Here is a 24146-nt window from a genome sequence, read left to right as displayed (position 1 = left end):
GCGAGCAAAAATTTCATAATGCGAGTGCGCTGAGTGAAAAATCAACCCACCCGGGCAGGGTGTTGCGTTTACCCGCAGAGTATTTCAGCAGCCTGTTAACCCCACCGTCGCGGTCGTCAAAACGCATATCGGCACAGCGGAGGACTGCGCATTAGCTGATGCGCGCTACTGCAGTCAAGCGGTAATTACTGAATTTTTTGCAACTCAGCCGGAAACCGAGCTGGTGATCGCGCCGAGTGACGTAGGCAACGTATTGGCAGAGCGAGAGAATGCCATGGGTTACCAGCACGCGGTAGCCATGGTCGCTAAGTTTCAACCGGAACACCGGAAACTAGATTACCGCAAACGCAAGTGGACTGCCGATCCGCCCAAAGGCTGGATTAAAAACATTCTAAGTTTTGACAGTTCAGCGTGCAGGTCCTGGAATAGGCAAAAGCCGAGTTAGGGCTCAATCTCTTGGCGGTCTGTCTTCACCGAATGGGGCCGATGCAGACGCTGTGAGTGGCAAAAGGTGCCGAGATGGAACAGGTCTTGGCAGGCAGCGCTCAGGATCCTGTCGAACATGTTCTCCATGCGCCTGAGCGGTCCGTGAACCTCGTCGCGCCGCTTTATATCATTCTGCTACTAGATTCATGAAGCAAACATGGTCTCTAAAGTATCAACCTAACATTCAAAAACTTTAAAAGTTAACATAATATACATCGTGGAATATCAAAAATATTTCACCATTTACCTTTTGGACGTTCATTTCTGATTGATGCAGCGATCGCTTCTATAGAGTCAGGCCTTTTTCCACGCTGGGCAAAATCCAGTGCCGTAAGACCTTGCTGATTTTTGAGTCTTGGATCTGCGCCCTCTTTAAGTAATAGTTTCACTGAGGCTTCCGAGCCATACATCGCAGCCATCATCAACGGGGTTGAACTGTTTGGCGACTCTGCATCGATGTAGGCATTATTTTCAAGAAGTAGACCGATCAGTGCAGTATGTCCGCCGCTAGCTGCGTAATGCAGCGGTGTCCAGTCGGTTTTATTTACATCGGCTCCTTTTTTTATGAGCTTGCTGGCCAATTGCAGCTCTCCTTTGATGGAAGCTAGCATCAAAATGCTTTCACCTTGTGCATTGAGTATGTTGAGATTGGTTTTTGGCCAATCAATCAACACCTGGGTAACTTTTGGCGACGGCTCGCGCAGGGCAAGATACAGGCCGGTTTGGCCCTTTGGATCAATCGTATTTGCATCAAACCCTCTGACAAGAAGCTCATTGACCTTACTTGAATTGTCTTGCCGGATGGCATTGAAAAAATCTTCAAACGAACCTGCACAAGCTACCCCGGTCCCTGCAAAAACAAACGCAACACATAATTTTTTTGCAAACGCAGCAAAAATTTTTGTCATGTGCTGACCTCCGTAAAAAGTTGTTCAAAATTACGACTGGTTGCAAGGGCAATAGTGTCGAGAGATTCGAGTCTTATTTCGGCAAGCTGTTTTGCTACAAAGGGAACATATGAAGGATTGTTTGTTTTCCCTCGATAAGGCATCGGTGATAAATAAGGACTGTCAGTCTCAATTAAAAGTCGGTCAAGTGGAATAAAACGGGCGACTTCTCGAATATCTGCTGCATTTTTAAACGTAATTACGCCTGAAAAAGAAATGTAAAAACCAAGATCTAAAGCGGCTCTTGCTACTTCTTGAGTTTCTGTAAAACAATGAAATACACCACGTACATTTTTTCCCTTTGTCGCGGCAACTGCAATTTCTTCCTTCAAGATAGAAATCGTGTCATTCGAAGCATTTCTGGTATGAATAACAAGAGGCTTTCCAGTCAAGCCAGCCGCTCTGATGTGTACCCGAAAACGCTCGCGCTGCCATTCCATTTCCTTAAGTGTTCTCTCACCTAGTCGGTAGTAATCAAGGCCTGTTTCTCCTATTCCCACCACCCTTTCAAGTTTGGCCCGTCTAACAAGATCGTCAATATCCGGTTCCTGTACTTTTTCATTGTCAGGGTGTACTCCAACCGTGCACCAGAAATTGTCATAGGTTAATGCCAGTTGGTGAACGTCCTGAAATTCTTCAAGGGTGGTACAAATGCATAAAGCTCTTTCCACTTTCGCATCTTTCATAGCCTTACGGATTTCTGATATATTTTCTTTTAAGCTTGGATAACTTAAATGGCAGTGTGAATCTGTAAACATAAATTTATGTAGATGATATTCAAATCGTATCAGTAGCTCGACTGGCGCCCACATTAGGGCCTAAAAGCTCTTCAATTTTTGCTTTAAGTGTGCGTGATTTCTCTTCTACCGGAAACCGAACGCCAATTCCTTGCGTCTGGTTGCCAGCAGCATGGGGAGGTGTAATCCATGCCACTTTTCCGGTGATTGGATGACGTTGCGTTTCATCGGGAAGAGTTAACAAAACATAGACGTCATCGCCAAGTTTGTAATCGCGGGTGGTGGCAATGAATATTCCCCCTTCTTTAAACAACGGAATATAGGCAGTATATAGATCACTCTTTTCTTTGATTGACAACTGAATAATGCTGGGTCGGGATGCTGTGGTGGCAGGGCCTGAGATGGATTTTGTGCTCATGATGCTGATTTGGAAGTTGAATCTATTTTGATTAGCTGAATGCCAAGCTATACGGCAGTGAGTGCTGTCTTGGCACGACTTACCAAGGATTCAATCAGCAATCCCGGGTTATAAGGATGATCTACAGTGCGCGCAATAGCGTTGAGGTCCCTTGACCAATTTGCAAGGGCATACAACCCTGTTTCATCCAACTCTTGAGAAAAACGAACTGTTTTGCCGGCTGCTCTTACGGGAACTGCAGACAAGTCTTGAACACTGAAAAATCTGGGAACACCTCCCACCCGGATTGACCACAAATCATGGCAAAGCTTTTGCAGGGCAACAACCGCTAGGGCTGGTGGAAAATCCGCCAAGGCACTGACATCGCCATTAAGCATCGCTTTTGGGAAATCCTGCCATCGCTGTGCAGTCTCTTTAGCCGGGGTGGCTTGCGTCCAGTTCAGCACATCAGACGGTCTTCCGCCTGCTCTGAGCAAAAGTGTCTTCATGTCAGCCGAGTCTGATGGCTGGACTGCTTTTTGTGGTTTTTTATCTGTGCTACCCAGTCGAGCCGTTTCAGTTCCAAGCCAGCGTAAAGCCAGTTCAAAATCAGGCCACAGCATGGTGTGGCCAATGCATCGACTGCGAATGGTTGGCAGCAGTTGGTGCGCCGCTTCTGTTGCCAGAATGAACTTAACTGCCCCGGGTGGCTCTTCAAGAGTCTTCAGCAATGTGTTTGCTGTCACATGATTCATACGCTCGGCAGGAAATACCACAACCACCTTGGTCGTTCCACGTGAACGGGTGAACTGGGTAAATGAAACGGCTTCGCGCGCCGCATCCACCTTGATTTCCTTGCTGGGCTTGCGCTTTTTTCCGTCCAGCTCATCCTGCGTTTTTTCGTCTAGCGGCCAGCCCAGCGAAAGTGACAGTGTTTCAGGCATCAGCATGCACAGGTCTGCATGGGTATGAACCTCTACTGCGTGGCAACTTCCGCAGTGGCCGCAGGCACCGCGTGAAGTAGGCTGCTCGCACAACCAGGCAGTGGCCAACGCCAGCGCCAGTTCAAACTGCCCAAGACCTGACGGCCCCCCCAGCAGCCACGCGTGACCGCGTTGCGTCAGCAAACTTTCCAGTTGTGTCTGCAGCCATGGGGCCAGGTGTCGGCCTTGAAGAGTGAGTGTATTTGGGGTATTCATGGTCAGGCCACGGACTTTAGCCATCCCTTTTCAATAACCACCTGCATGACGCACTGCCAGACCGCATCCCGCGCCTGGGAAGCATCAATTCGCGCGAAGCGTTCGAAATGATCGCGCTGACGTTCCGCGTAGCCTTGCGCAACACGGCGAAAAAATTCTACCGGCTGCGATTCGAACCTGTCGGGAACACGGGCGTCAGCTAGGCGCAAGGCAGCATCTTCTGGAAGCAGGTCAAACCAGATCGTAAGGTCTGGCTCGATCACCGTTTCAACTTCAGGTTTCATCGGTTGATTGCCTGCCGGGTCGCCCAAAAGACCCTCATCAGTCTGCACCCAGCTTTCAAGTGTGGCCAGCACGCGTAGATTAAAACCGCGCCCCGCTCCTTGGTAGGCGAATGTGGCGTCGGTGAAGCGATCGCACAAGACCACCTCGCCACGCAGCAGCGCCGGTGCAATCACGCGCACCACGTGGTCACGGCGAGCTGCAAAAATCAGCAGCGACTCGGTCAGTGGATCCATGGCTTCTTCGAGGACCAGATTACGCAACTTTTCGGCGAGCAAAGTCCCGCCTGGTTCGCGCGTGAGCGTCACTGTGCGTCCTTCTGACGTGAAGGCGTTGGCCAGGGCTTCGATGTGCGTTGATTTTCCTGCGCCGTCGATGCCTTCAAAACTGATAAATAGGCCGTGATGGGTCATGATGATTTATCGGCCTCGAATGTATTTGTTGACAGCGCGGTTGTGGCCATCAAGGTTTTCGCTGAACTCGCTGGTGCCATCACCCCGAGAGACAAAATAAAGCGCTTTGGTCGATGCCGGCTGCACTGCCGCGAGCAATGCGGCTTTGCCCGGCATGGCAATCGGCGTTGGCGGCAAACCTGTCCGGGTGTAGGTGTTGTAAGGCGTATCCATCTGAAGATCGCGTTTGCGCAAGTTGCCGTCAAACCGGGCGCCCATTCCGTAGATCACAGTCGGGTCTGTTTGCAACGGCATGCCAATGCGAAGCCGGTTGGTAAAAACACCGCTGACCTGTTCGCGATCCGACGGCTTGCCGGTTTCTTTTTCCACAATGCTGGCCAGGATGAGCGCTTCGTCAGCTGACTTGAGTGGTGTTTCAAGGCTGCGCAAACTCCAGGCGGCGTCAAGTCGCCGGTCCATGGCCCGAGCCGCGCGCTTGAGAACGGCCAGATCGCTGGAGCCTTTGGCATAGGTATAGGTATCCGGGAAAAACCGGCCTTCCGGGTACACGCCTGGCTTTCCCATCTTTTCCATGATCATTTCAGGGCTTAGCGCAAGCGTGTCGGGCGTGAGCTGCTCTGCTTTTTGTAGTGCCTGCAAAACCTGGCTAAAGGTCCAGCCTTCCACCAGCGTGACGTTTTTAAGCGTTTCCTCACCGCGAACCAGCATGCTCAGCAATTTTCGGGGCGAGGTGCCGGGAACGATTTCATAACTTCCCGCCTTGATTAGACGGGCCTGTCGCGAGAAACGAAACCACGCCTGCAACAGTTGCACCGGTACTTCCGCACCGCTAGCCACCACAATATCTGCCACGCCATTGGCCGTGGTGCCCCGCTCGATTTCAAGGTCCACGACCTGAATTCCCGGTGGCAGCCGAAGCGGCATGGGAGCGTTGAGCCACCACATTGCCGCACCTAGCAGCAGCAGTGGTGCGGTAAACAGAAAAATCAATAAACTTTTAAAAACACGACGCACGACCCTACTACCTTTTCAACATCAATGCCAACGAACACCGGGCAATGATAATTCAGGCCAACTTCACTTCTATAGCGAATTTCTCATGACCATGACCAGCTCAATTCCTCAAATTTCGGGCGTCGTCAAGCTGACGCATCTCGGAATCATCCGCGCCGTTGGCGAAGACGCCGTCAAGTTCCTGCAGGGACAGCTCACACAGGACGTGGCGCAGTTGGGAACGACGCAAGCGCGCCTCGCGGCTTTTTGCAATGCCAAGGGGCGAATGCAGGCTAGTTTCATCGTTTTCAAGCGCAGTCCGGAAGAAGTTCTGCTGGTGTGCAGCCGCGATATTCTGGCCGCCACACTTAAGCGGCTTTCGATGTTTGTAATGCGTGCAAAGGCAAAACTCACCGACGCCACCGACAATTTTCTGCTGTATGGCTTGACGGGGTCTGCGATTGACCCCGTGGCAGTCAGTGCTCAGCCTGCGTGGACCAAGGTCGATGTTGATGAGGCAAACCTGATTGTTCTGTACCCAGGCGCCAGCCAACCAAGGACCCTGTGGTGCGCACCTGTCCATTGCGCAGTTCCTGATGGCAATCCCATTGACCTGGAAATGTGGAACTGGCTCGAAGTGCAATCGGGAATTGCCATGATCTGCCAGCCGGTATTTGAGTCTTTTGTGCCGCAAATGCTCAACTATGAATCGGTGGGTGGCGTGAATTTCAAGAAAGGTTGCTATCCCGGGCAGGAAATCGTTGCACGCAGCCAGTTTCGCGGCACGCTCAAGCGCCGTGCGTATGTTGTTCATACCGACAGCGATACGTCGCCTGTGCCAGGGCAAGAAGTTTTTCATGGTCAAGACCCTGACCAGCCTTGCGGTCTGGTCGCTGCATCCGCTGCGCACCCTGAGGGTGGTTTTGATGCGATCGTGTCGATTCAAACGGCGGCAGCGGCCGATGCCACAACACATTCGGGCGAAAAACGCCTGAGTTTGGGCAATCCGACAGGTCCGGCCCTGGCCCTGCTGCCACTGCCCTACCCTTTGCTTGAAGACATTTGAAGCCATGCGTCGCAAGGAAATGCAGGCATGTGCCTGATCGCCTTTGCCATCGGAGCTTCAGAGCGCTGCCCTTTGGTGATTGCCTCCAACCGTGATGAGTTTTTGGACCGCCCGACGCTGCCGCTTGGTCGCTGGAAAATGGATGGTGGACAGGAAATCATTTCTGGACGCGACCTGCGAGCAGGCGGAACCTGGCTGGGAACCTCTCCCCAAGGCCGGGTGGCATTTATTACCAACGTTCGCGAAGCCGAACCAAAAGTTGCCGCATTTTCTCGCGGCAAACTGGTGACACGCTGGTTGGAAAGCGACACAGATGCCGCATCATTTGCAGCCCTGCTTGAAAAAGACAGTCCCAACTACGGAGGATTCAACTTGGTCCTGGGTGATGTGATGCGCAATGAATGGACGTGGATGACCAACAGACCGTCCGTTTCTTTGTCTGGACTTCATTGCCAAACGCTGGAACGGGGCATTTACGGGCTGTCGAATGCAGCACTTGATACGCCATGGCTCAAGACACTTGCCCTGAAAACCGCGTTAAAGGTGTCGTTGCAGCAGGAAGCCAAGTCCGACTTGCAGGATGATTCGTGGCAAGACCCGCTTTGGACATCGCTCGCCAATCGCGTGCGATCCTCAATTGACAATTTGCCGATGACCCAATCCCGGCAAGCCATGGAAGCCGCCTTGTCCAGTGCATTTGTGGCGTTCCCGGAACATGGCTACGGCACGCGCACCAGCACGCTTTTGGTGGCCAGAAGCTTGTCAAAACCAATTCCAGGCAAATTCCTGCGAATTGACATGGCAGAACATACGTATCTGCATGACCGCATTGATGAAGTTCCTTCTGTGTCTTTCATATCCTTCAACATTTGATTATTTTCGTATCAAATTTCGAAAATAACCTGTAGATTACATTGAAATCAATTGCATTTGATTTCAACACAGCGTGCGGCCTCAAAGGGATTTGAACATTTCACTGCGCATGCTGTCCGCTTTAAAAAAAGGTTCTGCGCGCGTCATGAATCCTTCGCGCTGATAAAACGCTTGGTCTGCGCAGCGTGTGAGAAGCATTACTTCGTGATCACCGCGTTGCCGGGCCACACCGATAAGGGCCTCCAAAACGGCTTGACCCATGCCTGCACCCCGTAACGCGCGATGCACCACCAAGTGTTCTATCTTGCTCGAACCATTGCATTGCCCGAGCAGCCTGCCTGTCGCTATACGCTGCCCCAGCGCATTAAATCCCACTGCATAAATGGCTGAACTGTCATCTTCCTTCCATTCATTTTCAGGGGCACTTGTTTCCACAATTACAGACGCCTGGATGCTTGCGGCAACCAGCCCCAGTTCTGCCCAGTTGCCAAGCTTGATCTCCAGAATCGATTCACCCGCTTCAAACCTCTCGATCAGGCTGCGCAGACCGGGTGGTACAGGACGTGAGGTTTGCGACACAGGGTCGGCAAATACATACACAAGTTCACAGGTTATGAGCAGTTCATCATCCCTGAAAATCGCGCCGGTGAAAAGCATCGATGAATTACCGATTCGTTCGCACTTCAGCCCCACGACAAGCCGGTCGTCAAAGTGTGCCGAGCCGTGATATTCCACGCTGGCTTTCTTGACATACAGCTCCCCGCCCAGTAGAACCATAGCCTCTTCATAAGGAAGGGCCAAGGCGCGCCAGTAGTCGGTGATGGCGGTGTCAAAGTACATCAGGTAGTGCGCGTTAAAGACGATTTTTTGCATGTCCACTTCGGCCCAGCGAACGCGCAGGCGATGAATCAGCCGGAAATTATCAATCTTCATGGTGGGGTTTCAGGTGAAAGGCATGGCGCAACGCCCGGGCGGCGTCTGCATGGGCAAGGCGCGCCTCCGGAAGGAGGCGGCCCATCTTGATGAATTCATGGGTCACGCCCCGGTAGATTTCCAGGTCCACCGGCACGCTGGCGGCGCGCAGCCTGTCGGCATACAGCAGCCCTTCTTCGACCAGTGGATCGCATTCAGCCAGCCCAAACCAGGCCGGGGCCACATCGTCCATATGGCTGGCGTTGAGCGGCGCGAAACGCCAGTCTTCACGGTCTGCCGGGCTCCGCAAATAATGGTTGAAAAACCAGTTGATGTCCGCTTCGTCGAGCACAAATCCCTTGGCAAACCTGCGGTGCGAAGCCGTTTCCTGGTGGGATGCACAACCAGGATAAAACAGCAGTTGCAATTCCAGTGGCAGGCCGGTGTCCCGGGCCAGCAATGCGCACATCGCGGCCAGCGTGCCGCCCGCACTGTCGCCGCCAACGGCAAGCTGATGCCCATCAAGCCCCAGCTCAGCAGCGTGACCGACCAGCCATTCAAGCGTGTCCCAGGCGTCATGCGCTGCCACGGGAAACTTGTGCTCAGGCGCAAGCCGGTAATCCACCGACATCACAGCACAACCCGCCAGGTGGCTGAGTTGGCGGCACAGCCCGTCATGGGTGTTGATGCTGCCGATGGTGAAACCGCCGCCGTGAAAGTAAAGCAGCACTGGCAGTTTTTGCATCGATGGCGCATACAGCCGCGCGGCCACCACATGGCCGTCTCGCACCGGGATGCCGAAATCAACAACCCGAGGCAACGCCTGCTTGGGAAGCTCCAGAACATTTGATCCAGCTTCGTAAGCTGCGCGAGCCTGGACGGGCGTCAGCGTGTGAAACGGCGGACGATTGGCGCGAGCCATGCGGCTGAGAACATCGCGCATGGCTGGCGTCAACAGACTTTCTGGGCTACGGAAATGCATTTAGCTAAACAGCGTGAATAAAAATGAGGGGCTGGCCGATGCCAACAAACGTTCTATCGCCAAAGTGACCGTCTTCAGGGTTTGCATGTCGTTCAAGGGATGCTCCCGCCTTTAAGGTAAGGTTCACGTCAACAGCATCGCATCGTACAACGCAGAAAGACACACGACCATGGCCTTCATCTATTACGTCACCCAGGTTCAGTTTGAGTTTGGCGCCATCAAACTGCTCAAGCAGGAATGTGAACGTGTCGGCATTACCCGTCCAATGGTCGTGACCGATCCGGGCGTCAAGGCGGCGGGCATTTTGCAAAAAGCGCTGGACGCCCTGCCTGGCTTGAAAGTCACGGTGTTTGACCAGACGCCTTCGAATCCGACGGAAGCCGCTGTACTGGCGGCAGCCGAACTCTACAAGACCAGTGGATGTGACGGCCTGATCGCCGTCGGTGGCGGCTCGGCGATTGACTGCGCCAAGGGCGTGGCGATTGCGGCCACGCACGAAGGCCTACTCACCAGTTACGCCACCATCGAAGGCGGCTCGTCCAAAATCACCGACCGCGTTGCACCGCTGATTGCCGTGCCCACTACCAGCGGCACTGGCAGCGAGGTGGCGCGCGGCGCCATTATCATCGTCAACGACCACCGCAAGCTTGGCTTTCACTCTTGGCACTTGGTGCCGAAAACCGCGATTTGCGACCCTGAACTGACGTTCGGTCTGCCCCCTGGCCTGACCGCTGCCACGGGCATGGACGCGATTGCGCACTGCATGGAAACCTTCATGTCAGCCGCCTTCAACCCGCCGGCCGACGGCATTGCACTGGACGGCCTGACTCGCGGCTGGGCGAACATCGAGCGCGCGACGCGCGATGGCAGTGACCGCGAGGCACGTTTGCACATGATGAGCGCGTCGATGCAGGGCGCCATGGCGTTCCAAAAAGGATTGGGCTGTGTGCATTCCCTGAGCCATAGCCTGGGCGGCGTGGACCCGCGACTGCACCATGGTTCGCTCAATGCGCTGTTTCTTCCGGCAGTGGTCCGCTTCAACGCCGAAGCGGCGTCAGTGCAGAAGGAGCACCGGCTTGACCGCATGGCCCGGGCGATGGGACTGGCCACGGGCAGCGACATTCCCGATGCCATCCGGGCCATGAATGCCCGGCTCGGCCTGCCATCGGGCCTTGCCGCAGTGGGCGTGACCGAGAGCCAGTTCAAAGCCGTGATCGATGGCGCCATGGTCGATCACTGCCATATGACCAATCCGCGCATTGCCACGCGCGATGATTACCAGCGCATGCTGCTCGAATCGATGTGAGACGGCTTCAAGCAGCCATGCGGGAAGCTGGATCAGCTCAATCAATGGCAAGCCAGCGCCAGCGCGGCCATGGTAGCAGTCACATTCCGCGTCTTGAAGTGAAAGTACCCCTGCGCAAACAGCACTGAAACGCGGGGGTGGCGATGCTTGCCAGCTCGCTGACAACTATTTTTTCAATCCGCCCAGCTTGCTGAAAGCCGACGCCATGGCAGAAGGCGAAACGGGCTGCAAAACGCCGGATCGCCCGTCGCCCCGGTTTTGCGCACCGCGCTGGTCACGGTTGGCGCCCTCAAAGCGGTTGTCGCGCGGGCCGTCACGGCGCGCTGGCGCAGCGTCCAGCTTCATGGTCAGGGCGATACGCTTGCGCGCCACGTCGACCTCGGTGACGCGCACCTTGACGATGTCGCCAGTCTTGACGACTTCGCGCGCGTCGGTCACGAACTTGTTGGACAGCTGGCTGACATGCACCAGACCGTCCTGGTGCACACCAATGTCGATGAATGCGCCGAAAGCTGCCACGTTGCTGACTGTGCCTTCCAGCAGCATGCCGGGCTGAAGGTCCTTGATATCCTCCACGCCGTCGTTAAAGCGCGCCACCTTGAAGTCCGGGCGCGGGTCGCGAGCCGGCTTTTCAAGCTCGGCCAATATGTCTTTAACGGTGATGACGCCGAATTTTTCATTCGCAAACAACTCGGGTTTCAGCGTCTTGAGCATCTCGGCGCGGCCCATCAGTTCGGTTACCGGCTTGCCGGTGTGCGCCATGATTGTTTCGACCACCGAATAGGTTTCAGGGTGCACGCCGGTCATGTCCAGCGGATTCGTACCGCCACGCAAGCGCAAAAATCCCGCGCTTTGCTCAAAGGTCTTGGCGCCCAGCCCCGTCACCTTGAGCAGGTCGGCACGGCTGGCAAACGCGCCGTTCGCATCGCGCCAGCGCACCACCGACTTGGCCACCGTCTGACTCAGCCCCGACACACGCGCCAGCAGCGGCACGCTGGCGGTGTTCAGGTCCACGCCGACGCTGTTCACGCAGTCCTCGACCACCGCGCTCAGGCTGCGCGCCAGGTCGCTCTGGTTCACGTCGTGCTGGTACTGGCCGACGCCAATCGATTTTGGGTCGATCTTCACCAGTTCGGCCAGCGGGTCCTGCAGGCGCCGCGCAATACTGGCCGCGCCACGCAGACTCACATCGACATCGGGCATTTCCTGGCTGGCAAACTCGCTGGCTGAATAGACCGATGCACCTGCTTCGCTGACCACTACTTTTTCGATAGCTGCTGGCGCTTGCCCAGCGTGCGCTGACGCCTGTTTTTCCATAATTTTCATCAAATCACCAGCCAGCTTGTCGGTTTCACGGCTGGCCGTGCCGTTGCCAATGGCAATCACGTTAACGCCGTGCTTTTCGCACAGCTTCGCCAGCGTATGCAGCGAGCCGTCCCAGTCCTTGCGCGGCTCATGCGGAAACACCGTGGCGGTTTCGACCAGCTTGCCGGTCATGTCGACCACCGCCACCTTCACACCAGTGCGAATGCCCGGGTCCAGCCCCATCACGACGCGCGGTCCGGCGGGTGCGGCCAGCAGCAAATCGCGCAGGTTGTCGGCAAACACCTTGATGGCGACCTTCTCGGCGTCTTCACGCAGGCGGGTGAACAGGTCGCGCTCCAGCGACAAACTGAGCTTGACGCGCCAAGTCCAGGCAACGCACTTGCGCAGCAGGTCATCGGCCGGCCGCGCCTTGTGGCTCCAGCCCAGGTGCAGGGCAATCTTGCCTTCGGCAATGCTCGGCTTGCCGGCTTCGGGTGGCACCGGCAGCACCAGCTTGGCATCCAGGATTTCCAGCCCCCGGCCGCGAAACACGGCCAGCGCACGGTGCGAGGGCACGCGGCCGATCGGCTCGTCGTAGTCAAAGTAATCGCGAAACTTGGCCGTGTCGGCCTGGTGTTCATCCTTGCCGCTGACCAGCTTGGACGACAACAGGCCTTCGCTCCAGAGCCACTGGCGCAGCGATTGGACCAGCAGCGCGTCTTCTGCCCAGCGCTCGCTCAAAATGTCGCGCACACCGTCGAGCACCGCTTGCACGGTGGTGAAGTCGTCGCCACTTTCATTTTTTTCTGCCTTGACGAAAGCCTGCGCTTCTTCCAGGGGATGGAGCGACGGATTGGAGAACAGCCCGTCAGCCAGCGGTTCAATCCCGGCTTCACGCGCCATCTGGCCCTTCGTGCGGCGCTTGGTCTTGTAGGGCAGGTAGAGGTCTTCCAGATCCTGCTTGGCGGCTGCCGCCTCGACCAGCATGCGCAACGCGGGTGTCAGTTTGCCCTGCTCGTCAATATTTCTCAATACCGTTTCACGCCGGTCTTCGAGTTCACGCAAATAGGACAGCCGTTGTTCGAGTTCGCGCAGCTGAATGTCGTCCAGCCCCCCGGTGGCTTCCTTGCGGTAGCGCGCAATAAAGGGCACCGTGGCGCCGCCGTCGAGCAGTTCCACGGCGGTCTTGATCTGGTGTTCATGGACCCTGATTTCGGCTGCAATCTGGCGAATGATTTTCTGCATGTGGTCTCTTGTTGAGATTTTTCGGGCTGCCGCCAGCAGCCGTTCCTGTGCCTACTGACGCCAAAGGGCGGAATTGTCCCACAGTCAAAAACAGGTTGTGCGCCGATAATTCCGCTTTGCGCCTGCGCCATCCATACCAATTAAAAAGGGAGTTATCCATGCGTTTTCGCACCATTCTTTTGATCGTTGCCATCCTGATGCTGGCCGGCTTCGTGGCCTTGAACATCGATGTCTTTACCCAGCCCAACCCCTTGAGCCTGGGCTTTACGACCATCAATGTGCCACTCGGACTGGTGATGCTGGGTCTGTTGCTCGCGACCCTTATCATTTTCCTGGGCAGCACCATCTACATGCAAAGCCGGCATGTGCTTGAAGGACGCACGCATACCCGAGAACTCAATGCCCAGCGCGAACTTGCCGACAAGGCCGAAGCCTCCCGCTTCACGGAATTGCGCTCCTATCTTGAAGCGCAGGCGCTGACAGAGCAACATCGCGAAACGGCTTTGGGAACCGTCATGGCCGACCGTTTTGCCCAGCAGCAACAAGTCTTGCTGGCCCGCATGGAACAGATGGACAACACCTTGGCCGCCTACATGGGCGAACTGGAACAACGCCTGGGGCAGCGCGCTTCAACCATCAATCTGCCGCACGACAACAGCACCACCTTCAGATAAGCTTCGGCCATGCAAGACATGGCTGAAGTAACTTGATCGCCCTCCTCCAACGGATTTTCAAAGGCATCCTGTTTGCACCCTTGGCGGTGTTCCTGCTGTTCGAGGAATGGGGCTGGGAACCGCTGGCGGCAGGCTTCGCGGCGCTGGGCCGGCTGCCAGTGTGGCGGCAGATCGAGCGGCTGATCATTCGTTTGCCGCCCTGGGCAGCCCTGTTGGCGTTTTGCGTTCCGGTGCTGCTGCTCATTCCCGTCAAGCTGCTGGCGCTGTTCCTGTTGGGCAAGGGTCACATTGGCGTGGGCCTCGGCCTGGTGGTATCGGCAAAAGTCGCAGGCACCGCATTGGCTGCGCGCCTGTTCCAGTTGACTGAGCCGGCCCTCATGCAAATGGGCTGGTTCTCGCGTGTGTACCCACCGTGGAAGGCATGGAAAGACCGGATGCTGCGGCAGGTCCGCGTTTCGTGGCCCTGGCGTTTGGGAAGGCGCATGAGGCATATGACAAAAGGCGCGCTGGTTCGTCTCTGGAATGCCGTCAGGCAAAGAATACCCGAGGAACATAAATAGCCCTGTGTGTCTCAATAGACAAAAATAATAGCAATAAATGTCCGTCTATATTGCGCAAGAGCCATTTTCGGCTTGAAAAAGGCAATGTCGTCAGGCCGGCACGCTCACATCACCACAGGCACTGATTGCTGGCGTTGCTGGCCCGAGAAAAACGTCCACAGCAGCAAGGTGGCGTCCGGTCCTTCAGGCGCGCTGTAGTCCAGGCTGCCTTCGCCGCCGCTCCATGCGTGGCCCAGCCCGTCAATCTCGCACTTGACCAGCATCGGCTTTCGGCCAGCGTAATAGGTTGTCGTCTTGTACGCATGGCGCGGACTTCGGCCGCTGCTGCGCCCGGCGTAGCTGCGCACCACGGGCTGGGCGCTGGTGATCCAGGGCGCGTCAACGATTGAAAATTGCGCGCTCAAGTTGTCCACATTGACGCGGCGCACCACCGAATCGCTTTTGCCCTGGATCAGCATGACCGGCATGCCAGGAAAATGCAGCTTGCTGTCACTGAACTCGCTCACCGCATCCCGGTGGTGCACGCCAGCGCCCTGCTGCATCGCCTGGAAGCCGCTTATCGGCGAGTCACTGGTGCCATAGACCGGCGCCGAATGCAGGCCAGCCGCGGCAATCAATTGCGGATGGCGCAAGGCCAAAATGGTCGCCAGGCCAGCCCCGGCAGACAGGCCCGCCGCATAGGTTCGCTTGGTGTCGAGTTGATGCCGGGCGCGTACCTGCTTGATCATTTCAGCAATCAGCGCGACATCGCCATGGCCTTGCTGGGTGGCGCGCCGGTACCAGTGCCAGCAACGGTTCGCGTCAGCGGCCGCCGACTGCTGCGGATACAGCACTGCGAAGCCCTTGCGCTCGGCCAGCTGGTTCATGCGGGTGGAAGCGGCGAAATCGGTCGCGGTTTGCTTGCATCCGTGCAACATCACGACCAGTGGAAGCGGCGCATTGGCAACGCCTGACGGCAGGTAAAGCCAGTACATCATCCTGCGCGCTGGCGCCAGCCCTGTACCCGGCAAGCTGAAAAATGCTTTCTTCCAGCTTCCGGGCAGTGCCGGCAGGAGCGCGACTGCGGGCTGGGCTGGCACAGCAGCCGCCCTACGGCGTGGCTTTGCAGTTTTTACCACCGGGGGTTTTACCGGCTTCAGCGCCTTGACGATTTTCAGGGTGGCGGGTCGAACAGCCTTGGCCACATTGGCAGGTTTTGTCATTTTGACCTGCGGTGCCCGGGCCGCTGTCGTCAACAGGCTTTTGAAGAGTTGACGACCCTGTGCCTGCTGGGCCTTGCCAACACGGCGCAGATTCTTGAGCCAGAGGCTGGTCAGACTTTTTGTCATGGAAATTTTGGCTTTGTGAACTGTCAAAAGGTCTGAAATGGGGTCGATCTCGTTAACGCCATGCGCCGGCTCCTGATTGCTCAACCGCTGGCTGTATTTTGCTGCAATGCAGCATAATTTTTTGTAAGCACTTTTCCCCAGATACAAGGCACGGCGATAAAAAAACCGGGTGGCGGGATAATTAGCCCATCGCAGCACGACAGCGCTCAACTCTTTTTTCTGCCTGGATTTTTTCTATGACCTCGCCCGACTTCCTGACCGCCGCACTGTATAAATTTGTTGAAATGCCCGATTTTGCTGCGCTGCAGGCACCGTTGCTGGACTGCTGCGAGTCGCACGGCGTCAAGGGCACATTCCTGCTGGCATCCGAAGGCATCAACGGCACGATTGCCGGAACGCCTGAAGGCGTGCAAGCGGTGCTGGGCTTTCTGCGCAGCGACCCGCGCCTGGCCAAGCTGGAGCACAAAGAAGCGCATGCCGCGCAGATGCCGTTCTATCGCATGAAAGTACGGCTGAAAAAGGAGATCGTCACGTTGGGTGTCCCCGACGTGAATCCGGCGTTGATGGCCGGCCAGTACGTCAAGCCGCAGGACTGGGACAAGTTGCTGGCCGACCCGGCGCTGGTGCTGGTCGATACCCGTAATGACTATGAGGTGGCCATCGGTACCTTCCAGAATGCGATCAATCCGGCTACCCACAGCTTTTCCGAGTTGCCCGCGTGGGTCGAAAAGCAAATGGCCGAAGGCGGCGCGCTGGCGCCGGTGGATGGCAAGAAGCCACGCGTCGCGATGTTCTGCACCGGAGGCATCCGCTGCGAAAAATCCACCGCCTTCATGCGGGCACAGGGTTTCGAAGAGGTCTACCACCTTGAAGGCGGCATTCTCAAATACCTTGAAACCATGCCCGAGGCAAACAGCCGCTGGCAGGGCGAATGCTTTGTGTTTGACGAGCGGGTCTCGGTCGGCCATGGACTTCAGCCGGGCGACTTCACGCTGTGCCGGTCCTGCCGCGACCCGTTGAGCGCCACAGACCGTCAATCACCGTTGTATGAACTCGGCGTGAGCTGCGCACACTGCCACGACAGCACCACCGACGTGCAAAAACATGGCTACCGTGAACGCCAGCGCCAGGTCGGTCTGGCGGCCAAGCGCCATCAAGCGCACATAGGTGTGCGGCAACCGGGCAGCGACTGACATGACCCCAATTTCGGCCCTGGCGGCTTTTGCCGAACGTACTCAGCCCCTGCCTGTGCTTTATTCCTTTCGCCGATGCCCGTATGCAATGCGGGCGCGGCTGGCCATCGCAACCAGTGGTGTGCGCTGCGAATTGCGTGAGGTCGTGTTGCGCAACAAACCCGCCGACCTGCTGGCAGCGTCTCCCAAGGCCACGGTTCCCGTGCTGGTGCTGCCCGGCGGCCAGGTGATCGAGCAGAGCCTGGACATCATGCACTGGGCGCTGACACAACATGACCCGCACAACTGGCTCGCGTCAGATGGCGATACGCTGAACGCCATGCGCGCGCTGATCGCTGACAACGACGGAGAGTTCAAGCAACACCTGGACCGCTACAAGTACCCGAACCGTTACAGGCACGAGCATGCTGGTGACGAGCAATTCTTTGCCCAGTCGAACCGACTGAACGCAGAGCGTTGGCTCATGACGCTACAAAGCCGTTTAAGCGTTTTTGGCTGCCACGCCTGGTTGTTTGGCGAAGCACCAAGCCTGGCCGACATGGCCATCCTGCCCTTTGTCCGACAGTTTGCGCACACCGACCCAGCCTGGTTTGATGCCCGGCCTTGGCCGCACCTGAAGGCATGGCTGCTTGACTGGCAGACCGGACCGCTGTTCCAGCAGGTCATGGAAAAGTATCCGCCATGGCAGCCAGGCGAAACGGGCATTGCGTTCGGCTTAGTGGCTGAACAGAAGCTTTATTCTTAAGCCTTTCAGGTCAATTGCGCTTATCCCACGGGCATATCCAGCTATTTATTCAATAGCAAATATGAGTTTTCTAAAGCTCTGGCGCAATGGACTCTGCGTACTCACACAAGGCACCCAGAATGGCCTCGCCCCGCTCGTCCGCGGTTTCTGTCAAGGTGTCAATGGCTTCAAACAGCGCATCGACATTGCGCGCTCCACCCTCGCCTTCGAGCAGCCATGCGGCCCGATGCGCGTCCCAACGGGCTGCATCTTGCGGATTGAGGCTTTGCGGAAAATTGCGGGCGCGGTAGCGAAACACCAGTTCGGGCAAACGCTCGTCGTCAAACCCCATGCGGCTGTGCGCCAATTCATCAGCCGACATCGCGCGCAGTTGGTTCAGCCTGCGGCGGTCATCGTTGCCAATGAAGCCGCCATACAGGTCTTCATCCACGTCCGGCATGTCTTGCGCCGAACGCTGGAAAACCTCTGACCACAGCGCGCTCATATCGGGCAGACCAGCGGCAATTTCGGCATGGCGCAGCGCCAGATCCTTGTCAATGCCCCAACGCGCGGCCATCGCTGGGGTTAATGTCTGTAGATTACGTACGACCATGGGCGACTTGTTCAGGTGCACTGACTTGATCGGCAGGCGCGCCACGCCCTCGGGCAATTCAGCCGATTTACTGAACAGCCGCAAGCGTAAAGTGGCCACGTCGAGCAACATCAATTCGCTCGGGTCATGCGCCAGGTCCCAGGCCAGCACTTCATTTTTATTCGCCAGATGGGCAGCCAGCGGAAACATGATCGCCAGACAACCGCGCTCAGGCGAAAACATGCCCGAGACATGCAAAAAAGGCTTGGACAGCTGTGACGTTGCCGGCAGACCCAGTTCAGAAAGCACGCGGGTCTTCTTGTGCAGCCCCAGGCAAAAGTCGAACAGCTTGGGTTGCGCCGAGCGGATCAACCGGGCCAGTGCAATCGTGGCGCGCACATCCGACAGCGCATCGTGCGCAGTTTCATGCATCAAGCCATTGGCGCGCGCCAGATCTCCGAGCTTAAAGCTGGGCTTGCCATCTTCTTTCAGCGGCCATTTAATTCCGTCAGGCCGAAGCGCATAGGCCATGCGCACCACATCGAGCAGGTCCCAGCGGCCACAGTCGTTTTGCCATTCACGGCCGTAGGGCTCGATCAGGTTTCGCCAGAACATGAACCGCGTCACCTCATCGTCAAAGCGAATGGTGTTGTAGCCCACGCCGATCGTGCCGGGCAGCGCCAGCACTTGCTCAATCTGCGCTGCGAACGCATGCTCCGGCACACCCTGCACCAGACAATGCTGTGGTGTGATGCCGGTCAGCATGCACGACGTCGGGTCAGGCAGGTAGTCGTTGGCCGGCTGGCAGTAAATCATCAACGGCTCGCCGATCTCGTTGAGTTCGGCATCGGTGCGAATACCGGCAAACTGTGCTGGCCGATCGCGCCGGGGATTCAGGCCGAAAGTTTCGTAGTCATGCCAGAAAAATGTGTGGGAATCCATGGGCCGGTTTTTCCAGTTTTTTTAATAAAAAGAGCTTTTTTCGCATACGGCACATACGCATACAGCTATTATTTTAATAGCAAAAAGAAAAAGGCCGATAGCTTGATGCTACCGGCCTTTTTTAGCCTGCCAGCCTGTCAAGGCAGGCATCGAACGATCAGCTCGCTTCTGCGGCTTCCGGCTCTGGCTTGGCGCGGCCTTCGCGCTTCGGCAGCGGCTGGATGTCCAACTCGACTTCGCCGTTTTCCACGCCTTTTTCGTCGGTCGTGACCTTCATGTCCACCGTCAGTCGACCGCCTTCGGTCAGGCGGCCAAACAGCAGCTCGTCGGCCAGCGCACGGCGGATGGTGTCCTGAATCAGCCGCTGCATCGGACGCGCGCCCATGAGCGGATCAAAACCCTTCTTGCCCAAATACTTGCGCAGCGTATCGGTGAAGGTCACCTCGACCTTTTTCTCGGCCAGTTGGGTTTCAAGCTGCAGCAGGAACTTGTCCACCACGCGCAAGATGACAACAGCGTCGAGCGCCTTGAAGCTCACCACCGCATCCAGGCGGTTGCGGAACTCTGGCGTGAACAGGCGTTTGATGTCGGCAATCTCGTCGCCGGCTTCGCGCGGATTAGTGAAGCCGATGGTCGCCTTGTTCATGGTCTCGGCGCCCGCATTGGTCGTCATGACGATGATCACGTTACGGAAATCGGCCTTGCGCCCGTTGTTATCTGTCAGCGTGCCATGGTCCATGACCTGCAACAGCACGTTGAAGATGTCCGGATGCGCTTTTTCGATTTCGTCGAGCAGCAGCACACAATGCGGCTTCTTGGTGACCGCTTCGGTCAGCAGCCCGCCCTGGTCAAACCCGACATATCCCGGAGGCGCGCCAATCAGGCGGCTCACGGCGTGGCGCTCCATGTATTCGGACATGTCGAAGCGGATCAGCTCGATGCCCATGATGTAGGCAAGTTGCTTGGCCGCTTCGGTCTTGCCGACGCCCGTGGGGCCAGAAAACAGGAAAGAGCCAATCGGCTTGTCTTCCTTGCCCAGACCGGAACGCGCCATCTTGACGGCTGAGGCCAACACGTCGAGTGCCTTGTCCTGGCCGAACACCACGCTTTTCAGGTCGCGTTCCAGCGTTTTGAGCTTGCCGCGGTCATCATTCGAGACATTGGCAGGCGGAATGCGCGCGATCTTGGCGACGATTTCCTCCACCTCGGTCTTGGTGATGGTTTTCTTGCGCTTGTTAGCCGGCAAAATGCGCTGGGCAGCGCCCGCCTCGTCAATCACGTCAATCGCCTTGTCAGGCAAATGGCGGTCATTGATGTACTTGGCGCTGAGTTCAGCGGCTGCTTGCAGGGCGGCCACGGCATATTTGACACCATGGTGCTCTTCAAAGCGCGACTTCAGCCCCTTGAGGATGTCGACGGTTTCCTGCACTGTCGGCTCGACGACATCGACCTTCTGAAAGCGCCGCGACAAGGCCGCGTCTTTTTCGAAGATGCCGCGGTACTCAGTGAAGGTGGTCGCACCAATGCACTTGAGCTGGCCCGAGCTGAGGGCTGGTTTCAGCAAATTGGACGCATCCAGCGTGCCGCCAGAAGCCGCACCAGCGCCGATCAGCGTGTGGATTTCGTCGATAAACAAGATGCCGTTCGGCTTGTCCTTCAAGGACTTGAGCACACCCTTGAGGCGTTGCTCAAAGTCGCCACGGTACTTGGTGCCGGCCAGCAACGCGCCCATGTCGAGCGAATAGACCTGTGCCTCGGCCAGGATCTCGGGCACGTCTTTTTGCGTGATGCGCCAGGCCAGGCCCTCGGCAATTGCGGTCTTGCCCACGCCGGCTTCACCCACCAGAAGAGGGTTGTTTTTGCGTCGGCGGCACAGGATCTGGATCACACGCTCAACCTCATAGTGCCGGCCAATCAGCGGGTCGATCTTGCCTTCCTTGGCAAGCTGGTTGAGGTTCACGGTGTACTGCTCAAGCGGCGACGCTTTTTCATTCTTCTCGCCACCTTCTTCGTTTTCAGCAGCGCTCTCGCCGGTTTTGGTCGGCTCGGGCGGATCGCTTTTCTTGATGCCGTGGGCAATGAAATTCACCACATCAAGGCGTGTGACACCCTGCTGGTGCAGGTAATACACCGCATGCGAGTCCTTTTCGCCAAAAATGGCAACCAGCACGTTGGCGCCGGTCACTTCCTTTTTTCCACTGCCAGTGGACTGCACATGCATGATGGCACGCTGGATCACACGCTGGAAACCCAAGGTGGGCTGCGTGTCAACATCGTCGCTGCCAGCCACCTGTGGCGTGTTGTCTTTAATGAAATTGGCAAGCGATTTGCGCAAATCATCCACATTGGCTGAGCAGGCGCGCAGCACTTCAGCGGCACTTGGGTTGTCCAGCAAGGCCAGCAGCAAGTGCTCGACGGTGATGAACTCGTGGCGTTGCTGGCGTGCCTCGACAAACGCCATGTGCAAGCTGACTTCTAATTCCTGGGCGATCATAGATTTTCCTTTCGGCTTGCTTGGGTAACTACTTAACTTGTCTGTTCGGGACTTGAAAGAATATTGGCCGATTTTGCCGTTATTCAATGGGCTCGCTGACACATTGCAACGGATGACCGTTTTTTCTCGCGGCTTCGGTCACCTGGTCTACCTTGGTAGCAGCAACATCCCTGGAGAAAACTCCGCAGATTCCTTTTCCGTCAAGGTGAATCTTGAGCATGATCTGGGTCGCGGTCTCACGGTCCTTGCTGAAAAATTCCTGAATGACCACCACCACAAACTCCATGGGCGTGTAGTCGTCATTGAGAAGCACCACTTGGTACATCTGCGGCGGTTTGGTTTTTTGCGGGCGGCGTTCTAGCACCACCGAGTCCGCGCCATTGACATCAGCGGGCCTGACGACAGCGGGACTTGGCGGCTGAGCCGGCGATTTGGGGGGTTTTGTTGCCATGGAATTCATTCTAGCCATCGGTACCGTTCATTGCATCAGACAAATCAATTGGTGGTGTGCAGGCAAAGTTCAAGCCTTGAGTTGCAGGTTCATACTGCGGACATGTCCGGCATAAAAAAACCGCCTCGGGATCGCTCCCGGGCGGTCTGCATGGTTTTTAAAGGGCAATCCGCTTACATATGGTCAACCATGACCTGGCCAAATCCAGAGCAGCTTACCTGCGTTGCGCCGTCCATGAGGCGGGCAAAATCATAGGTGACCTTCTTGGAGTCAATCGAGTGCTCCATTGAACTGATAATCAAATCGGCTGCCTCAATCCATCCCATGTGACGCAGCATCATTTCAGCAGACAGGATCAGTGAACCGGGATTGACGTAATCCTTTCCAGCGTATTTTGGTGCCGTGCCATGGGTGGCTTCAAACATGGCGATGGTGTCACTGAGATTGGCCCCCGGCGCAATGCCGATGCCGCCTACCTGAGCCGCCAATGCGTCGGAAATATAGTCGCCGTTCAGGTTGAGCGTGGCAATCACGCTGTACTCGGCCGGGCGCAGCAGGATTTGTTGCAGGAAAGCATCGGCGATCACGTCCTTGATAACGATATCCTTGCCGGTTTTGGGGTTCTTGAGCTGGCACCATGGTCCGCCATCGATCAGTTCGGCGCCAAACTCCTTTTGCGCCAAGGCATACGCCCAGTCGCGAAAGCCGCCTTCGGTGAACTTCATGATGTTGCCTTTGTGCACGATGGTCACGCTGGGCTTGTCGTTGTCGATGGCGTACTGGATCGCTTTGCGCATGAGGCGTTCAGTGCCTTCACTGGACACCGGCTTGATGCCAATACCCGAAGTTTCTGGAAAGCGAATCTTCTTGACACCCATTTCGTCCTGTAGGAACTTGATGAGCTTTTTGGCCTTGTCGCTGCCTGATTCAAATTCAATACCGGCGTAAATGTCTTCAGAATTTTCGCGAAAGATCACCATATTCGTTTTTTGCGGCTCCTTGACCGGCGACGGCACACCGGCAAAGTACTGTATGGGGCGCAGGCAGACATACAGGTCCAGTTCCTGGCGCAGCGCCACGTTCAGGCTGCGAATACCACCACCCACGGGCGTCGTCAGCGGGCCCTTGATTGACAACACATAGTCCTTCACGGCATGCAGCGTTTCTTCGGGCAGCCACACGTCGGGTCCATAGACCTTGGTGGCTTTTTCACCGGCAAACACTTCCATCCACTGAATTTTCTTCTTGCCGCCATACGCCTTGGCAACCGCAGCATCAACCACTTTGAGCATTACAGGGGAAATATCGACACCCGTGCCATCGCCCTCTATGAACGGAATGATGGGCTCGTCAGGCACATTCAGTGAGTTGTCTGGATTGACAGTGATTTTCTCGCCTTGGGCGGGCACCTTGATGTGCTGGTACATGTGCTGAAGTCTCCGGTAAGCCTGGATGACGCACCTGGCAGGCGCGTTGCTTCAGGGAATTAAGGTGAAAGCCGCATAAATTTTAGTCCCAAAATATTTAGCGAAGATATTTGCGGCGGCTGTCAACGCAATGAAAACTGCCTCGTTATGGAAAGGACTCCGAAAGGTTCGGGGTGTTTTCAAACGATAACTTGCCTTACCAATTTCTCAAGGAATTCCAAATGAACAAGATCCTCGCTGCCCTCGTTGCTACCCTTTTTGCTGTCGGCGCTTACGCACAAACGCCTTCTGCCGCACCAGCGAAGCCCGCAATGCCAGCAGTTACAGCAATGCCAGCCGCCACTGCCACCCCAGCAATGCCAGCGGCCTCAGCACCCATGGCAAAAGCCAAGCCAGCAGCCATGACCAAGGAAGAAAAAGCCGCCGCCAAAGCTGCCAAAAAGGAAAAAACCAATGCTGCGAAGAAAGCAAAGGCAGACGCCGCCATGGCCAAGAAAGAAGCAGCAGCCAAGAAAAGCTGAAAACCAGCAACACAGCCTCCCGCTTCAGTCAAAATGCCCGCCTAGTGCGGGTTTTTTTTGGCCGGTTTTAATGACGGCGATCAAACTTTAAGGGTAG

22 protein-coding genes are annotated in these 24146 nt (G+C 56.3%); 8 read left to right on the top strand and 14 right to left on the bottom strand.

Translation table 11 applies throughout. From position 1 onward, the window contains the following. Positions 1–722 precede the first annotated feature (722 nt). Genes IWX87_RS14590 through mltG form a run of 6 tightly spaced genes read right to left on the bottom strand, consistent with a single transcriptional unit; the run spans position 723 to position 5475 of the window. Entirely contained in the window at positions 723–1394 is a 672-nt protein-coding gene (locus IWX87_RS14590) for an ankyrin repeat domain-containing protein (protein ID WP_196864252.1), read from the bottom strand. Beyond that, a complete protein-coding gene (locus tag IWX87_RS14585; protein WP_196864251.1) occupies positions 1391–2191 on the bottom strand; it encodes a TatD family hydrolase in 801 nt (266 codons plus the stop codon). The genes IWX87_RS14590 and IWX87_RS14585 overlap by 4 nt, the downstream gene beginning before the upstream one ends. A gap of 19 nt (positions 2192–2210) precedes the next feature. Beyond that, positions 2211–2588, bottom strand: a complete 378-nt coding sequence (locus IWX87_RS14580) for a PilZ domain-containing protein (RefSeq protein ID WP_231374812.1) — start codon at positions 2586–2588, stop codon at positions 2211–2213. A gap of 47 nt (positions 2589–2635) precedes the next feature. Continuing rightward, on the bottom strand, positions 2636–3766 hold the full coding sequence (locus IWX87_RS14575) for a DNA polymerase III subunit delta' (RefSeq protein WP_196864250.1): 1131 nt from the start codon (positions 3764–3766) through the stop codon (positions 2636–2638). Between the two features lie 2 nt (positions 3767–3768). Further along, on the bottom strand, positions 3769–4461 hold the full coding sequence (tmk, locus tag IWX87_RS14570; protein ID WP_196864249.1) for a dTMP kinase: 693 nt from the start codon (positions 4459–4461) through the stop codon (positions 3769–3771). Positions 4462–4467: 6 nt separating this feature from the next. Next, positions 4468–5475, bottom strand: a complete 1008-nt coding sequence (gene mltG, locus IWX87_RS14565; RefSeq protein ID WP_196864248.1) for an endolytic transglycosylase MltG — start codon at positions 5473–5475, stop codon at positions 4468–4470. A gap of 85 nt (positions 5476–5560) precedes the next feature. Here mltG and IWX87_RS14560 point away from each other — a divergent pair, with 85 nt between their 5' ends. Together IWX87_RS14560 and IWX87_RS14555 are read left to right on the top strand one after the other, a co-directional pair. After that, positions 5561–6520, top strand: a complete 960-nt coding sequence (locus tag IWX87_RS14560; RefSeq protein ID WP_196864258.1) for a folate-binding protein YgfZ — start codon at positions 5561–5563, stop codon at positions 6518–6520. 27 nt (positions 6521–6547) lie between these two features. Then, entirely contained in the window at positions 6548–7393 is an 846-nt protein-coding gene (locus tag IWX87_RS14555; RefSeq protein WP_196864247.1) for an NRDE family protein, read from the top strand. Positions 7394–7474: 81 nt separating this feature from the next. On the opposite strand, the gene IWX87_RS14550 is transcribed toward IWX87_RS14555, so the two are convergent. Together IWX87_RS14550 and IWX87_RS14545 are read right to left on the bottom strand one after the other, a co-directional pair. After that, entirely contained in the window at positions 7475–8326 is an 852-nt protein-coding gene (locus IWX87_RS14550; protein WP_196864246.1) for a YbgC/FadM family acyl-CoA thioesterase, read from the bottom strand. Further along, positions 8316–9248, bottom strand: coding sequence for an alpha/beta hydrolase (locus IWX87_RS14545; protein ID WP_231374810.1), 933 nt, complete (start codon positions 9246–9248; stop codon positions 8316–8318). Before IWX87_RS14545 ends, IWX87_RS14550 begins: the two co-directional genes overlap by 11 nt. A 208-nt stretch (positions 9249–9456) precedes the next feature. Here IWX87_RS14545 and IWX87_RS14540 point away from each other — a divergent pair, with 208 nt between their 5' ends. Further along, positions 9457–10593 (top strand): iron-containing alcohol dehydrogenase, encoded by a 1137-nt coding sequence (locus IWX87_RS14540; RefSeq protein WP_196864244.1) that lies wholly within the window; start codon positions 9457–9459, stop codon positions 10591–10593. A gap of 165 nt (positions 10594–10758) precedes the next feature. Here the strand turns inward: IWX87_RS14540 and IWX87_RS14535 are convergent, their stop codons facing one another. Further along, the gene (locus IWX87_RS14535; protein ID WP_196864243.1) at positions 10759–13143 is read right to left on the bottom strand and encodes a Tex family protein; all 2385 of its coding nucleotides are present in this window, start codon (positions 13141–13143) and stop codon (positions 10759–10761) included. 158 nt (positions 13144–13301) lie between these two features. On the opposite strand from IWX87_RS14535, the gene IWX87_RS14530 reads away from it, so the two are divergent. Both IWX87_RS14530 and IWX87_RS14525 read left to right on the top strand, forming a co-directional pair. Beyond that, a complete protein-coding gene (locus tag IWX87_RS14530; RefSeq protein WP_196864242.1) occupies positions 13302–13817 on the top strand; it encodes a hypothetical protein in 516 nt (171 codons plus the stop codon). A 32-nt stretch (positions 13818–13849) separates the two neighbouring features. Then, on the top strand, positions 13850–14377 hold the full coding sequence (locus IWX87_RS14525; RefSeq protein ID WP_231374809.1) for a hypothetical protein: 528 nt from the start codon (positions 13850–13852) through the stop codon (positions 14375–14377). Between the two features lie 104 nt (positions 14378–14481). Here the strand turns inward: IWX87_RS14525 and IWX87_RS14520 are convergent, their stop codons facing one another. Next, positions 14482–15705 carry a PHB depolymerase family esterase gene (locus tag IWX87_RS14520; protein WP_196864241.1) on the bottom strand — a complete coding sequence of 408 codons (1224 nt, stop codon included), beginning with the start codon at positions 15703–15705 and terminating at the stop codon, positions 14482–14484. Positions 15706–15941: 236 nt separating this feature from the next. On the opposite strand from IWX87_RS14520, the gene IWX87_RS14515 reads away from it, so the two are divergent. Both IWX87_RS14515 and IWX87_RS14510 read left to right on the top strand, forming a co-directional pair. Beyond that, the gene (locus IWX87_RS14515; protein WP_196864240.1) at positions 15942–16898 is read left to right on the top strand and encodes a rhodanese-related sulfurtransferase; all 957 of its coding nucleotides are present in this window, start codon (positions 15942–15944) and stop codon (positions 16896–16898) included. A 1-nt stretch (position 16899) separates the two neighbouring features. Then, entirely contained in the window at positions 16900–17643 is a 744-nt protein-coding gene (locus IWX87_RS14510) for a glutathione S-transferase (RefSeq protein ID WP_196864239.1), read from the top strand. A 70-nt stretch (positions 17644–17713) separates the two neighbouring features. On the opposite strand, the gene sbcB is transcribed toward IWX87_RS14510, so the two are convergent. From sbcB to icd, 4 genes are all read right to left on the bottom strand, one after another. Further along, positions 17714–19156 carry an exodeoxyribonuclease I gene (gene sbcB, locus IWX87_RS14505; protein ID WP_196864238.1) on the bottom strand — a complete coding sequence of 481 codons (1443 nt, stop codon included), beginning with the start codon at positions 19154–19156 and terminating at the stop codon, positions 17714–17716. A gap of 157 nt (positions 19157–19313) precedes the next feature. Next, positions 19314–21650 carry an ATP-dependent Clp protease ATP-binding subunit ClpA gene (clpA, locus tag IWX87_RS14500; protein WP_196864237.1) on the bottom strand — a complete coding sequence of 779 codons (2337 nt, stop codon included), beginning with the start codon at positions 21648–21650 and terminating at the stop codon, positions 19314–19316. Between the two features lie 79 nt (positions 21651–21729). Then, positions 21730–22101 (bottom strand): ATP-dependent Clp protease adapter ClpS, encoded by a 372-nt coding sequence (gene clpS, locus IWX87_RS14495; protein ID WP_196864236.1) that lies wholly within the window; start codon positions 22099–22101, stop codon positions 21730–21732. A gap of 173 nt (positions 22102–22274) precedes the next feature. Then, entirely contained in the window at positions 22275–23528 is a 1254-nt protein-coding gene (gene icd / locus IWX87_RS14490) for an NADP-dependent isocitrate dehydrogenase (protein WP_196864235.1), read from the bottom strand. Positions 23529–23701: 173 nt separating this feature from the next. Between icd and IWX87_RS14485 the strand changes: the two genes are divergently transcribed. Beyond that, positions 23702–24049, top strand: a complete 348-nt coding sequence (locus tag IWX87_RS14485) for a cell envelope biogenesis protein TolA (RefSeq protein WP_280757520.1) — start codon at positions 23702–23704, stop codon at positions 24047–24049. The last annotated feature ends 97 nt before the right edge of the window (positions 24050–24146 follow it).

The sequence above is a fragment of the Polaromonas sp. CG_9.7 genome (genome assembly GCF_015752205.1).
Taxonomy (GTDB): domain Bacteria; phylum Pseudomonadota; class Gammaproteobacteria; order Burkholderiales; family Burkholderiaceae_C; genus Polaromonas.
Note: the sequence above shows the minus strand (reverse complement) of the source record. Positions and strands in the feature narration are given on the sequence as shown.

Bases quoted from the DNA above. Each gene is read 5' to 3' on its own strand.
- IWX87_RS14590 (WP_196864252.1), bottom strand. From the start codon at position 1,394: ATGACAAAAATTTTTGCTGCGTTTGCAAAAAAATTATGTGTTGCGTTT.
- IWX87_RS14585 (WP_196864251.1), bottom strand. From the start codon at position 2,191: ATGTTTACAGATTCACACTGCCATTTAAGTTATCCAAGCTTAAAAGAA.
- IWX87_RS14580 (WP_231374812.1), bottom strand. From the start codon at position 2,588: ATGAGCACAAAATCCATCTCAGGCCCTGCCACCACAGCATCCCGACCC.
- IWX87_RS14575 (WP_196864250.1), bottom strand. From the start codon at position 3,766: ATGAATACCCCAAATACACTCACTCTTCAAGGCCGACACCTGGCCCCA.
- tmk (WP_196864249.1), bottom strand. From the start codon at position 4,461: ATGACCCATCACGGCCTATTTATCAGTTTTGAAGGCATCGACGGCGCA.
- IWX87_RS14560 (WP_196864258.1), top strand. From the start codon at position 5,561: ATGACCATGACCAGCTCAATTCCTCAAATTTCGGGCGTCGTCAAGCTG.
- IWX87_RS14555 (WP_196864247.1), top strand. From the start codon at position 6,548: ATGTGCCTGATCGCCTTTGCCATCGGAGCTTCAGAGCGCTGCCCTTTG.
- IWX87_RS14550 (WP_196864246.1), bottom strand. From the start codon at position 8,326: ATGAAGATTGATAATTTCCGGCTGATTCATCGCCTGCGCGTTCGCTGG.
- IWX87_RS14545 (WP_231374810.1), bottom strand. From the start codon at position 9,248: ATGCGCGATGTTCTCAGCCGCATGGCTCGCGCCAATCGTCCGCCGTTT.
- IWX87_RS14540 (WP_196864244.1), top strand. From the start codon at position 9,457: ATGGCCTTCATCTATTACGTCACCCAGGTTCAGTTTGAGTTTGGCGCC.
- IWX87_RS14535 (WP_196864243.1), bottom strand. From the start codon at position 13,143: ATGCAGAAAATCATTCGCCAGATTGCAGCCGAAATCAGGGTCCATGAA.
- IWX87_RS14530 (WP_196864242.1), top strand. From the start codon at position 13,302: ATGCGTTTTCGCACCATTCTTTTGATCGTTGCCATCCTGATGCTGGCC.
- IWX87_RS14520 (WP_196864241.1), bottom strand. From the start codon at position 15,705: ATGACAAAAAGTCTGACCAGCCTCTGGCTCAAGAATCTGCGCCGTGTT.
- IWX87_RS14515 (WP_196864240.1), top strand. From the start codon at position 15,942: ATGACCTCGCCCGACTTCCTGACCGCCGCACTGTATAAATTTGTTGAA.
- IWX87_RS14510 (WP_196864239.1), top strand. From the start codon at position 16,900: ATGACCCCAATTTCGGCCCTGGCGGCTTTTGCCGAACGTACTCAGCCC.
- sbcB (WP_196864238.1), bottom strand. From the start codon at position 19,156: ATGGATTCCCACACATTTTTCTGGCATGACTACGAAACTTTCGGCCTG.
- clpA (WP_196864237.1), bottom strand. From the start codon at position 21,650: ATGATCGCCCAGGAATTAGAAGTCAGCTTGCACATGGCGTTTGTCGAG.
- clpS (WP_196864236.1), bottom strand. From the start codon at position 22,101: ATGGCAACAAAACCCCCCAAATCGCCGGCTCAGCCGCCAAGTCCCGCT.
- icd (WP_196864235.1), bottom strand. From the start codon at position 23,528: ATGTACCAGCACATCAAGGTGCCCGCCCAAGGCGAGAAAATCACTGTC.